General features: G+C 56.4%; 9 protein-coding genes, 1 tRNA gene and 3 pseudogenes. 10 read left to right on the top strand and 3 right to left on the bottom strand.

The window, feature by feature from the left end:
- Positions 1 to 6 precede the first annotated feature (6 nt).
- Entirely contained in the window at positions 7 to 1,479 is a 1,473-nt protein-coding gene (gene gabP / locus ACYZTX_RS02930; protein ID WP_462032879.1) for a GABA permease, read from the bottom strand.
- Between the two features lie 115 nt (positions 1,480 to 1,594).
- On the opposite strand from gabP, the gene ACYZTX_RS02925 reads away from it, so the two are divergent.
- The 9 genes and pseudogenes from ACYZTX_RS02925 (at position 1,595) to ACYZTX_RS02885 (ending at position 8,309) form a co-directional block, all read left to right on the top strand.
- A complete protein-coding gene (locus ACYZTX_RS02925; protein ID WP_007897462.1) occupies positions 1,595 to 2,368 on the top strand; it encodes an ABC transporter ATP-binding protein in 774 nt (257 codons plus the stop codon).
- Between the two features lie 13 nt (positions 2,369 to 2,381).
- Positions 2,382 to 3,128: an ABC transporter substrate-binding protein gene (locus ACYZTX_RS02920; protein ID WP_462032878.1), complete on the top strand. Its 747-nt coding sequence runs from the start codon at positions 2,382 to 2,384 to the stop codon at positions 3,126 to 3,128.
- An 82-nt stretch (positions 3,129 to 3,210) separates the two neighbouring features.
- Complete coding sequence (locus tag ACYZTX_RS02915) at positions 3,211 to 3,906, top strand: ABC transporter permease (protein ID WP_134419580.1); 696 nt, start codon at positions 3,211 to 3,213, stop codon at positions 3,904 to 3,906.
- Positions 3,903 to 4,592, top strand: a complete 690-nt coding sequence (locus tag ACYZTX_RS02910; protein WP_462032877.1) for an ABC transporter permease — start codon at positions 3,903 to 3,905, stop codon at positions 4,590 to 4,592. The genes ACYZTX_RS02915 and ACYZTX_RS02910 overlap by 4 nt, the downstream gene beginning before the upstream one ends.
- Positions 4,573 to 5,805: a methyltransferase gene (locus ACYZTX_RS02905; protein WP_462032876.1), complete on the top strand. Its 1,233-nt coding sequence runs from the start codon at positions 4,573 to 4,575 to the stop codon at positions 5,803 to 5,805. The genes ACYZTX_RS02910 and ACYZTX_RS02905 overlap by 20 nt, the downstream gene beginning before the upstream one ends.
- 260 nt (positions 5,806 to 6,065) lie before the next feature.
- Positions 6,066 to 6,357, top strand: a pseudogene (locus tag ACYZTX_RS02900) (LbetaH domain-containing protein); the annotation flags it as partial.
- A gap of 103 nt (positions 6,358 to 6,460) precedes the next feature.
- Positions 6,461 to 6,536 (top strand) — tRNA-Thr (locus ACYZTX_RS02895).
- 170 nt (positions 6,537 to 6,706) lie between these two features.
- Positions 6,707 to 7,027: pseudogene (locus ACYZTX_RS02890) on the top strand (integrase arm-type DNA-binding domain-containing protein); the annotation flags it as partial.
- Between the two features lie 892 nt (positions 7,028 to 7,919).
- A complete protein-coding gene (locus tag ACYZTX_RS02885; protein ID WP_462032875.1) occupies positions 7,920 to 8,309 on the top strand; it encodes a LysR family transcriptional regulator in 390 nt (129 codons plus the stop codon).
- A gap of 101 nt (positions 8,310 to 8,410) precedes the next feature.
- On the opposite strand, the pseudogene ACYZTX_RS02880 reads toward ACYZTX_RS02885, so the two are convergent.
- Positions 8,411 to 9,397 (bottom strand): annotated as a pseudogene (locus tag ACYZTX_RS02880) (LLM class oxidoreductase).
- A complete protein-coding gene (locus ACYZTX_RS02875) occupies positions 9,394 to 10,953 on the bottom strand; it encodes an MFS transporter (RefSeq protein WP_462032874.1) in 1,560 nt (519 codons plus the stop codon). The pseudogene ACYZTX_RS02880 and the gene ACYZTX_RS02875 overlap by 4 nt, the downstream one beginning before the upstream one ends.
- 158 nt (positions 10,954 to 11,111) lie before the next feature.
- Between ACYZTX_RS02875 and ACYZTX_RS02870 the strand changes: the two genes are divergently transcribed.
- The gene (locus ACYZTX_RS02870) at positions 11,112 to 12,011 is read left to right on the top strand and encodes a LysR family transcriptional regulator (protein ID WP_462032873.1); all 900 of its coding nucleotides are present in this window, start codon (positions 11,112 to 11,114) and stop codon (positions 12,009 to 12,011) included.
- Positions 12,012 to 12,039 lie beyond the last annotated feature (28 nt).

Raw genomic sequence — 12,039 nt, 5'->3', positions numbered from 1 at the left:
CGGTGTTCAGTTCAGCACCACCGCGCCACGCTTCTCCAGTTTGCGACGGCGCGCCACGAACAAACCGGCAGCCACCACCAACACGCTCAGCAGGCCGGTCGCGAGGATCTCCACGCGATGGGCTTCCTGGAACAGCATGATCGTCAGCGCGCCAACAATGAACACGATCACTGCGTAGGTCAGACCCGGGAACAGCCACATGCTGAAGGCGATTTTGTCGCCACGGGCCATGCGTTGCTTGCGCATACGCAGTTGCGAGATGGCGATCACCAGATACACCAGCAGCGCGATAGCGCCCGAGCTGGCCAGCAGGAATTCGAACACGGCGGCCGGGGCCACGTAGTTGGCGAAAACCGCGATGAACGCAGCACCGGTGGACAACATGACGGCCCAGTACGGCGTGCCGCTCTTGTTGGTGCGCTGGGAAACGGCCGATGCATCACCGCGCTTGCCCAGGGAGAACATCATGCGGGAGGCGGTGTACAACGCAGAGTTCAGGCAGCTGGTCACAGCAACCAACACCACGATGTCGACGATCATCTTGGCATTCGGGATACCCATGCGCTCAAGCACGGTCTGGTAAGAGCCGACGCTGGCCAGAATCGGGTCGTTCCATGGCACCAGGGCCACAACGATGAAGATCGACACGAGGTAGAACAAGCCAATCCGCCAGATCACCGAGTTGGTGGCCTTGGAAATCTGCTGGCCAGGGTTTTTCGATTCCGCGGCCGCGATGGTCACGATCTCGGTACCCATGAAGGAAAACATGGTGGTAAGGATCGCTCCCAGCACTGCGCCCATACCGTTTGGCAGAAAACCTTGGGTGTCGAACAGGTGCGAAACGCCGCTGACCTGGCTGTTCGGCAGGAAGCCGAAGATCGCCAGAATGCCGAGGCCAATGAAACCGATGATCGCGATGACCTTGACCAGGGCGAACCAGAATTCGAATTCACCGTAGTTCTTCACGCTGAACAGGTTGGTCACTGTCAGCAGCAAGGTGATGATCAACGCGAAAGCCCAGATCGCCACATTCGGGAACCAGGCATGCAGGATGGTCGCGGCGGCGTTGGCCTCCAGCGGGATGACCAGCACCCAGAACCACCAGTAGAGCCAGCCGATCGTGAAGCCGGCCCAATGACCGATCGCGCGATCGGCGTACGTCGAGAAGGAGCCGGTATCTGGCGACGCGACGGCCATTTCGCCGAGCATGCGCATGACCAGAACCACCAGCGCACCGGTAGCAGCGTAGGCCAACAGCACGGCAGGACCTGCGGCGGCGATGGCGTGACCCGAGCCAACGAACAGGCCGGCGCCGATAAGGATCAAGAACGTTTGGCCGGTTAGCGCTTTCAACACCCCGCCAAAGCTGGCAACATCGCGCCCTTTTTTACGCGGCACCCGCGGGGCAGCGGGTTCAAACGGCTGTTCGGTTGATAGCAGCGCGACACTCTGCTGTACCGATGCGACAACCTGCCACATGCCACCCGTTTACCGCCCGTAGCGCTGTTGGCTGCCATTCGAACGCTATGCTAGCTTGGCCGCCTCGCCAGGAAGGCCGCCAACAGCAGGAGCGAAAACATTATGAGGAACGCACATGGCTGAGGCCACGCCCGCGCTTGAAATCCGCAACTTGCACAAACGCTACGGACAGCTTGAGGTGCTCAAAGGCATCTCGCTGACCGCCCGCGACGGCGACGTGATCTCGATCCTGGGTTCTTCCGGTTCCGGCAAGTCCACATTCCTTCGTTGCATCAACCTATTGGAAAACCCGCATCAGGGCCAAATCCTGGTGGCCGGCGAAGAACTCAAGCTCAAAGCCGCGAAAAACGGCGAACTGGTCGCAGCCGACGGCAAGCAGATCAATCGCCTGCGCAGCGAGATCGGTTTTGTGTTTCAAAACTTTAATCTGTGGCCGCACATGAGCGTGCTCGACAACATCATCGAAGCCCCGCGCCGGGTGCTCGGACAGAGCAAGGCCGAGGCCATTGAAGTCGCCGAAGCCTTGCTGGCCAAGGTCGGCATCGCTGACAAACGCCACGCCTACCCCGCGCAACTCTCCGGCGGTCAGCAACAGCGCGCGGCCATCGCTCGCACGTTGGCGATGCAGCCCAAGGTGATCCTGTTCGACGAGCCCACCTCCGCCCTTGACCCGGAAATGGTTCAGGAAGTACTTAATGTCATCCGAGCATTGGCCGAAGAAGGCCGCACCATGCTGCTGGTCACCCATGAAATGGGCTTCGCCCGTCAGGTTTCCAGCGAAGTGGTGTTCCTCCACCAGGGCCTGGTAGAAGAGCAAGGATCGCCACAGCAGGTGTTCGAAAACCCGCTTTCGGCGCGCTGCAAACAATTCATGTCCAGCAACCGCTAACGGAGCTACCCACATGCAGAACTACAAAAAAATCTTCCTGGCTGCTGCCGTCACCCTGGCCTTCAGCGCCGGTGCCGCCGCCGAGACCTTGAAGATGGGCATCGAAGCGGCCTACCCGCCGTTCAACAACAAAGATGCCAGTGGCAATGTCGTCGGCTTCGACAAAGAAATCGGCGATGCCCTGTGCGCCAAGATGAAAGTCGACTGCACCGTGGTCACGTCCGACTGGGACGGCATCATTCCGGCCCTGAACGCCAAGAAGTTCGACTTCCTGATCTCCTCGATGTCGATCACCGACGAGCGCAAGCAGGCGGTGGATTTCACCGACCCGTACTACTCCAACAAGCTGCAATTCATCGCCAAGAAAGACGTCGACTTCAAAACCGACAAGGCTTCCCTACAAGGTAAAGTGATCGGCGCACAACGTGCGACCCTCGCTGGCATCTGGCTGGAAGACAACATGGAAGGCGTTGAAGTCAAACTCTACGACACTCAGGAAAACGCCTACCTCGACCTGACCTCCGGTCGTCTGGACGGCATCCTGGCGGACAAGTACGTCAACTACGAGTGGCTGAAAAGCGACGCCGGCCGCCCTTACGAATTCAAGGGTGACCCGGTGGAAGAAAGCGACAAAATCGGTATCGCTGTACGTAAAGGCGACACCCTCCGCGCGAAGCTGAACCTTGCCCTGAAAGAAATCGTCGAAGACGGCACTTACAAAAAGATCAACGACAAGTACTTCCCGTTCAGCATCTATTGATTCTGACCTGCCTGCCTGACTGGCGCCGTCCGCTGACGGTGCCAGTCCCTGGCATTGCCTGCCGCGATTTGAAAAGAAATCCATGACTATCGATCTCTACGGATTCGGCCCGGCGCTCGCCGCTGGCGCGCTGATGACTGTGAAACTGGCACTCTCGGCTTTGTGCCTGGGGCTGGTGCTCGGTCTGCTCGGCGCCTTGGCCAAGACCTCCCCGTACAAGCCGCTGCAATGGCTTGGCGGCACTTATTCGACGCTGGTTCGCGGCATCCCGGAATTGCTCTGGGTGCTGTTGATCTACTTCGGCACGGTCAACCTGATGCGCGCCCTGGGCGAGTTCTTCGGCAATCCCGACCTCGAACTCAATGCCTTCGCCGCCGGCGTAATCGCGCTGGGACTGTGCTTCGGCGCCTATGCCACGGAAGTGTTTCGTGGCGCGATTCTGGCGATTCCCAAAGGTCACCGTGAAGCGGGTGTGGCGTTAGGCCTGTCGAAATTTCGCATCTTCACCAAGCTGATCATGCCGCAGATGTGGCGCATCGCCCTGCCCGGCCTGGGCAACTTGTTCATGATCCTGATGAAAGACACCGCGCTGGTGTCAGTGATCGGCCTGGAAGAAATCATGCGCCACGCGCAAATCGGCGTGACCGTGTCCAAACAGCCGTTCACCTTCTATATGGTGGCCGCGTTCATGTACCTGGGCCTGACGATTCTCGCCATGACGGGCATGTACTTTATGGAAAAACGTGCCGCTCGCGGCTTCGCGAGGAGTACCCAATGAACTGGGAAGTCATCATCAAGTGGCTGCCGAAACTGGCTCAGGGCGCGACGCTGACCCTGGAGCTGGTGGCCATCGCCGTGATCGCGGGTTTGCTGCTGGCCATTCCGCTAGGCATCGCGCGCTCATCGCGACTCTGGTACGTGCGGGCATTCCCCTACGGCTACATCTTCTTTTTCCGCGGCACACCGTTGCTGGTTCAGCTGTTCCTGGTCTACTACGGCCTGGCGCAGTTCGACGCGGTCCGTAACAGCGCGATGTGGCCGTACCTGCGCGATCCGTTCTGGTGTGCCACGGCGACCATGACGTTGCACACCGCGGCTTACATCGCCGAGATCCTGCGCGGCGCGATCCAGGCGATTCCACCGGGCGAGATCGAAGCGGCACGGGCGCTGGGCATGTCCCGGCCCAAGGCGCTGTTCTACATCATCCTGCCCCGTGCCGCCCGCATCGGCCTGCCGGCCTACAGCAACGAAGTCATCCTGATGCTCAAGGCCAGTGCCCTGGCCAGCACCGTGACCCTGCTGGAACTGACCGGCATGGCCCGCACCATCATTGCCCGGACCTACCTGCCGGTGGAGATCTTCTTCGCGGCGGGCATGTTCTATCTGCTGATGGCTTATGTGCTGGTACGCGGTTTCAAGCTGCTGGAGCGCTGGCTGCGCGTCGATGCCTGCCAAGGTCGATGATTACCACGTGCTGACGGGGGAGACCCTACTCGCCCGTTTCGCGGCGCTGGATGCTTTTCTGATCAAGCACCAGGCGCTGTGGAAGCCTCGACCGTTTACTCATCGGCAGCTTCCTTGGGAAGCGTCCTACCCGGAGCTGGCCGAATGGCTACGCGGGCGGTCGCTGGAAGAGGCGGAACATAGCCACAATCAACCTTGCTTGCTGGATGCGCCGGAGCCTTTTGCCTCGCTGGCAGCGTTGTCCCTTGAACTGAGCGCAGTGGGTGAATTGCCGGTTCATGCGCTTGCAGCGGCAGGCCATCGGTTGAATGTCGATGTGCCGGGGCGCAAGTGGCAGCAGATCGAAGCCTTCGCCAGTCGCTTGCACTTCGCAGACGCGCCGAATCATTGGCTGGACTGGTGCTCAGGCAAAGGACACTTGGGACGACGCCTGCTGCAAACCGGGCAACAACTGACCTGCCTGGAATACGACCCGGCGCTGGTTTCCAGCGGTCAGGCACTCAGCCAACGTCATCAATTGCATGCGCTGCATGTCGAGCAAGACGTGCTCGCTACGGACGCCACCTCTTTCTTGAATGCTGACCACACGCCGGTAGCGTTGCACGCCTGCGGTGATCTGCATGTGCGGCTGATCCAGCTCGCCAGTGCGGCAGGTTGCAAACAACTGGCCATCGCGCCTTGCTGCTACAACCGGATCAGTCTGAGCGAGTATCAGCCGCTTTCTTCGTCGGCCAAGCGCTCCGACCTACAGCTGTCCCTCGAAGATCTCTCGCTACCGATGAGCGAAACCGTCACCGCCGGCGCTCGCGTCCGACGTCAACGGGACGCCTCTATGGCCCGACGCCTCGGCTTCGACCTGCTGCAGCGGCAACTGCGCGGGATGGACGAATACCTGCCCACCCCTTCCCTGCCCAGTGCCTGGCTGGATAAATCCTTCGCTGATTACTGCCATCATTTGGCCGCGCTTAAGGAGTTATCCACAATCGGCCCGCAGGATTGGTCAGCACTCGAAGCCGCCGGTTGGCAACGATTGGCCGAAGTGCGCAATCTGGAGCTGTTGCGCGGCCTTTTCCGACGGCCATTAGAGCTTTGGCTAGTACTCGATCGGGCTCTTTTCCTGTTCGAGCAGGGTTATGCCGTTCGCCTCGGCACCTTCTGCGAAACCTCGCTCACACCGCGTAATTTTCTACTCTTGGCCGAACGCCTCAAGTAACGCCAGCCTGTGGATAACTCTGTTGATGAAATTATCGTGGATCCAATATCCATGCCTGTTACGGGGTTGAAACACTACTGTTTAATTTTCGTACACATGAATAAAAAACCAGAAAAACAGGCATTTGCGAGCAAAATGAGAATGGGTCTACATATTCAGATGTAAGCGCTCGCTTCTGCCGGTCCGTTGTGCATAAGCATTCGAATCAAAAGAACATAACCACCGAAACCGAGTATTAATTTGCGCCTCGTATGCAGCGTATCGACGCCCAGATAGGGCCAGGCTTTCTATCGGCCACCTACCAGGCGTGGTCATCACCGGCAGCGTCAAAATCGGTCGGAATTTTTTCATCCGGCAAAACACGACAATTGGCATCGAGACCCTTGGGCTGGACACGTACGACCTGATCATTGGTGACAATTGTCAGTGTGGGGGGCCAACAGTTGCATCATCGTCGACACCCTGCGTATCGGGGATAACGTCAAAATCGGGGCCATGTCATTCGTCAATAAAGACATCCCTGAAGGGACGACGTTTTACCACGCGCGATGACTGCAAGGCCTGCCAGAAAACCTCAGTTGAGGCCTGTGCAAAAATAGTCTGAATTCAGGGGTTTACAGAACCAATCCAATCGCTATAATCGTCGCCCTAACACGCCGGTATAGCTCAGTTGGTAGAGCAACTGACTTGTAATCAGTAGGTCCCGGGTTCGACTCCTGGTGCCGGCACCATACAAGGTCCCAGAGAAGGCTTTCAAAATCTCTGGAACCCCCGAAAAACTCGCCTTCTGGCGGGTTTTTTTGTTTTGGGGTTCTGTCGGGTTACGTCAAAATCTGGTGGATTCCCGCCGTTTTATGGGTAATGTTAGGGGTAAGGTATTCGATAAAGGGGGAGTACCCTTATGTCGCGCGCCACTGCTCCACTCTCCGATTTGGCTTGCCGCTCAGCCAAGCCCACCGACCGCGCCTACAACCTTTTCGACGGCGACGGCCTCTACCTTTTAGTACAGCCCAATGGCCGTAAAGGCTGGCGCCTCAGGTATGTAAAACCTGATGGACGCGAAGGACTGACCTCGTTCGGCAGCTACCCCGTGGTCGGCCTCGCCGATGCTCGCAACAAGCGCCTGGAGGTCAAGCGGATGCTGGCGAAGGGTACCGACCCCATAGAAACCAAACACCAAGCCAAGACGCAGGCCGCAATCAAAGGCCGAACCTTTGAAAGCGCCCGCAATGGGGTATTCCCGCGTCCGCGCAACACTCGCGCAGTACAGCGATAAAAAGTTGAATAAGCAAAACAAAAACCCATAACACTTAATAAACTCTTGCATTCGATTTTTGCAGTGCATGTTCCTAAACTTTAACTATAAGCGCTTACTTCCAATTCGGCGCATCGATTCGCCTTTCAGATCGCCCACAAGGGCCTTCTGAACAAGTCAGTCAAAATTCGCACCATCAATAGCGGGATCGCCGAACAAGCAATACCAGAACTTCGATCACGATGATAAAAAAACCGAAGCGTTAAATTGGTCTAATGTACGAAGAAGTATCGTGCACGGCAGAGTAGCAAATGTGAAAATTGTAGGCCAAGGCTGAATGCGGTATGAAAAAAAATGAGCATCCTAGGAAACGAGCAATAACATGTTGGAAACATCGTATTTTGACCTTATGAGTCTCACGGCCAATTGCTCAAAGCCTCCCGATTCATGTTTATATTCTGATCGCGCCCTTTCGGGGACCATTCAGATTACGCAACGACATGGCCACCTCACCGGCCGCAAGACGCAGAATACCGGACTATTCTGTCCTGTATGATCCGACATTCCCGGTACACATAAACCGCGCGCAAAGACCTAAGATCACGACGTACTCCAGCCTGCACATTGGATGCAAGGCGGCTTAGATAACGCTGAGCTTCATTGGATAATCACTGTGGGCCGGCTGCTTTTACCGGCCTTAGAGTTTTTACCGCTGCTATTTATATAGGGAATATTAAATGTCTTTGGCATCTAGGAATAGAATCGCGTCGAATGCTGAGCCTGCCATTTCAAGCCAGAGTACGGCACACTTAAACTGGGAAGATCTTCATTACTTCGTGACGTTTTCACAAGTTATTCCTTGAGCGGCGCGGCGCGAATCTTGGGTGTTGAGCACGCAACGGTTTCTCGGCGTATCGCGGCCCTTGAGAAGTCCCTGAGTGTAAAATTAGTTGATCGACGGAAGCGGCTCTACGAACTTACGGCCGACGGACGCAAACTCGCCGACATTGGACAACAGATAGAGACTCAGACGGAAGCGATTGAGCGATTGGCAGCTGCCGCCGCACAAACCCTCCAAGTTGTCGAAGTTACCATTAGCGCTCCACCGTCCGTGACTTCTGAGAAACTTATACCAAACCTTGGGCGCTTCCGGGCTACACACCCGAGCATAGTTTTGCGCCTCTTAGGAGATAATCAGTACTCGTCGCTGTCAAAGTGCCAAACAGGGTCGCTGTATTGGACAAGATAAATACCGACACTACCATCCAACCAGCGAGCCACATACGTATGGGGCTCCGGGGCAGGTCGGTACTTTGGTTCAGCAAATCTTGAGCGGACGGAGCGTTTCGATCAGACAAGGCTCGCTCCCTGTGCCGGAAAAAGCGGCAGCACGTATTCTGCAAGTTCCTGCAAGACGTCCTTTGCAGGCCGTCGTAATGGCTTCAGGTTCAATGCGACATGTGAAACACCTTGCGCTTGTTGTCGCTGCCACAAGTCAATGAGCGCATTGCGGCCGGTGCTTATCCCTCGTCCAACCTTCAAGGGGGCGTCGGGGTTTTCTTCCAGGTTGAAAAATGTCGCATAGCCGTAGGGTTTGAACGTGCCAGGCTCAGTACAGGACTGCCATTGCTCAATCAAGTTGGGCAGGCTGCCAAAGTCGCTTTGGTGCCATAGCTATCCATCCATATGCGATGCCAACCACTTCATGTCTTGCCCACAACGGCCAACGGCGAGCATTGGCATTCGCGTGGACCATGGCTTTGGAAGCAAATCCAGCGTCCCGTCGAGCCTGCCATAGTGACAAAGCTCATACCTGGGAAAAGACTGTTGGGTAGCGATACGTAAAATTTCGCAACCTTCTCTGAATCGCTCCGCCCGGTTGTCGAAGTCCTGGCCGAATGCTGGATACTCGCTGGGCCGATCTCCCGTTGAGAGTCCGAGTAGAAAGCGGCCCTGCAGTAGCACATCAAGGGTTGCGGCTTGCTTGGCGACCATCAAGGGATCGCGTAGCGTCAGTACAATCCCGGCAGTACCGATACAGATTCTTTGAGTGACCGCCCCTAAGTGAGCTGCGTACACCAAGGGATCAAACATCTGGCCCGCGTCTCCAAACTCCGGATCCAGCAGAGGCACGTCGCGTAGCCAGATCGCTGAGAAACCAGCGACGTCAGCTTGTCGGGCCAAGTCAACATGATCTTGCATAGTCGGAGCCATGAGGTTGGGATATCCCTCCAGCGGCGTGATTAGGCCAAACGTAAGATTGCCTGGTGCGAACACTCGGGAAAACGCAGGGTGAGCTTCATTGGAATCGCCGCTCGTTCGTATCCGCCCGATCACTCGCGGTCACCCACGACCACGGGACGGACTGCTTCTACTGGTTGATGATCATGCGCACTAACTCGACCGAGCGTTGCGAACACAGCAACTGCCGTGAGCACGCTGCCAGCGCCCAAGATGAAAAGCAGATGACGAAACGCGTTCGCGTACTCGTGGCGCAAAAGCTCTGACTGCCCTGGCAGTTGGTTGCCTGCGTTCTGCAGATCGCCGAGCGCAGCCCGGCTGGATGCCTCCATAATCTGATGCGATGCAAAATTCGTGGCGGTGTCGAATAGCCCCCATTGAATGAACGTCGCCAGCAACGCCCCGGCGACGGCGATGGCTATACCGTCGGCGGAAACGCGAACTGCGTTAAAAATCCCTGTGGCCATTCCCGCGCGTTCTTTTTCAACCACGCTAACGGCCATGCCATCCATCAAACCCCAAGGCAGGCCAATGCCGATGCCGATCAGTGCCATAGGCATTACCGCATTACTTACTCCGCTATCTAGCACGACGCCTAGCCAAAACAGTCCGACAGCCACCAGCATCAGCCCGATCGCCGAGAGCATCCCTGAGGTGTAGTGTCGCGCGAGCTGAGCAGCCAGAAACGGCACAAGCAACAACGGTGCGGCCAACGCGATCATCATTTGTCCGGTCTGCAAAGCACTAAGCCCATCGACTCCGATGAATCGCGCCGGGAGCATGATGATGAGGACGACAAAAAAGAATGCAGGGCTCGCTGCAAGAATCTGCACACCAACAAACTTGGATTGCTTGAACAACGAAAGGTCGAGCATAGGACTACTGGTTCGGCGCTCTATCAGCACGAAGATCATGAACAGCAGGATCGCGCCGGCGACACTTCCCAAAACGATTGGGCTGGCCCAACCGTCCTCAGGCGCGAGGAGAATGCCATAGGTAAACAAGGTTAGTGCGGCCGTGAAGCTGAGAGCACCGGGCCAGTCCATACCATTGTTAGCCGGGTCTTTAGAATCAGTCGCGCTCACGCAGACAAGTACGAAGCCCGCTACGCCTATCAATGCCGTAGCGTGGAACGTCCATTTCCAGCCTGCGGAGTCGACCAGTAGCCCCGCTGCCAATGGGCCGAAAGCTAATCCAATGCCGAAAGTCGTCCCAAGGAGACTGAAAACCTTGGTGCGCTCAGCACCGTGGAATACCTGGGCTAGAGACGACATGGCGCCGGCGAAAGCAGCTGCTCCGCCCAACCCCTGTACAAGCCGTAGGATATCGATCTGCAAAACAGTGGAAGAGAAGGGAATAGCGATGGTAGACAACACAAAGATTACTAGACCAATCAGCCATACCCGCTTGCGTCCATAGATATCCGTCAGACTCCCTGCCGCCATCATGGCGCTGCCATAAGTCAGGATATATGCGTTGACGACCCAACTGAGCTCGACAGCAGATCCGCCCATGGCAGCGCTGATGGAAGAGAGGACAACTGCCGGCCCGGTGAAGCAAAGCGGGATGAGAACGCCTGTCAGGCAAGCTGCGAATAACTGTATCCACTTCAAAAACTGGGGAGCCGCCTGAACGCTGCGTGTTGAATTCATCTGAATGTTTCCCTGATTGGTGTGCGGAGGTGTTGGTCCTCAGCGCACGGTTGTCCGCGGTGATCGGCCCACCAAGAGGTTAGGGCTTGCGTCCGCAAACAAAAACAGGCCTATAATCCGAACATATCGGACGCTGGTGTCCGCAGTGAGGGCAGCCCTTGGAATCGCTTGGCAGCATTTCACTATTCGTATTGGTGGCTGAGACTCGAAGCTTTACAGAAGCAGGGAAACGACTAGGTATTTCCTCCTCTGGCGTCGGTAAAAGTATTGGTCGGCTGGAGGAGAAGCTCGGTGTGCGCCTATTCCAGCGCAACACCCGCAGTATTGCCCTGACGTTAGAAGGGTCACTGTTTCTTGAGCGGTGCCGACGGATACTTTCGGAGCTTGAAGCCGCAGAAATGGAGCTAAGCAATGCCCGTGAACAACCGAGGGGCAAATTGCGAATTAGCTTGCCTCTAGTCAGCGGTTTAGTGATGCCAGCAATCATTCAATTCATGCGCACTTACCCCGACATTGAACTCGACATTGATTTTTCTGATCGAATGGTCGACGTTATTGAGGAGGGCTTTGATGCTGTGTTGCGGACAGGCGAGCCTAGTGACTCTCGGTTGATTTCTAAAAGGTTGGGGGGCTTTCAACTCCAGATTGTGGCGTCTCCGGACTATCTCGCACAGTACGGTGTACCCAAACGGCCAGCGGAACTCGCTACGCACTCATGTTTATTGCACAAGTTTCCTTCGACAGGGAAGGTTGAACCTTGGCCGCTACGCGTTGAGACTGGAGAGCCGGATTTCGAGCTACCTCAGACCATGGTGTGCAACACGACTGAAGTGATTGTCGATGTGGCTCGTTCAGGTTTGGGAATCGCGTGCCTACCTGACTTCATGACTTCTAAGTCCATCAAAAACGGCGAACTGGTTCGGGTGTTAGCAGACTATACGGTTCACACTGGGGTGTTCAGGCTTCTGTGGCCCTCGAGCAAACACCTTTCTCTAAGACTACGGGCCTTCATAGATTTTATGCACAGTCAGCTATTCACTAGCGACCTGCACGGATAGCTCGTTTATCCGCTCGCCAACGCAGCTC

The organism is Pseudomonas sp. MDT1-17 (assembly GCF_054898105.1).
The sequence above is the reverse complement of the archived record's forward strand: the minus strand, read 5'-3'. Positions and strand labels throughout refer to the sequence as shown.

Bases quoted from the DNA above. Each gene is read 5' to 3' on its own strand.
- ACYZTX_RS02915 (WP_134419580.1), top strand. From the start codon at position 3,211: ATGACTATCGATCTCTACGGATTCGGCCCGGCGCTCGCCGCTGGCGCG.
- ACYZTX_RS02905 (WP_462032876.1), top strand. From the start codon at position 4,573: ATGCCTGCCAAGGTCGATGATTACCACGTGCTGACGGGGGAGACCCTA.
- ACYZTX_RS02920 (WP_462032878.1), top strand. From the start codon at position 2,382: ATGCAGAACTACAAAAAAATCTTCCTGGCTGCTGCCGTCACCCTGGCC.
- ACYZTX_RS02910 (WP_462032877.1), top strand. From the start codon at position 3,903: ATGAACTGGGAAGTCATCATCAAGTGGCTGCCGAAACTGGCTCAGGGC.
- ACYZTX_RS02875 (WP_462032874.1), bottom strand. From the start codon at position 10,953: ATGAATTCAACACGCAGCGTTCAGGCGGCTCCCCAGTTTTTGAAGTGG.
- ACYZTX_RS02925 (WP_007897462.1), top strand. From the start codon at position 1,595: ATGGCTGAGGCCACGCCCGCGCTTGAAATCCGCAACTTGCACAAACGC.
- gabP (WP_462032879.1), bottom strand. From the start codon at position 1,479: ATGTGGCAGGTTGTCGCATCGGTACAGCAGAGTGTCGCGCTGCTATCA.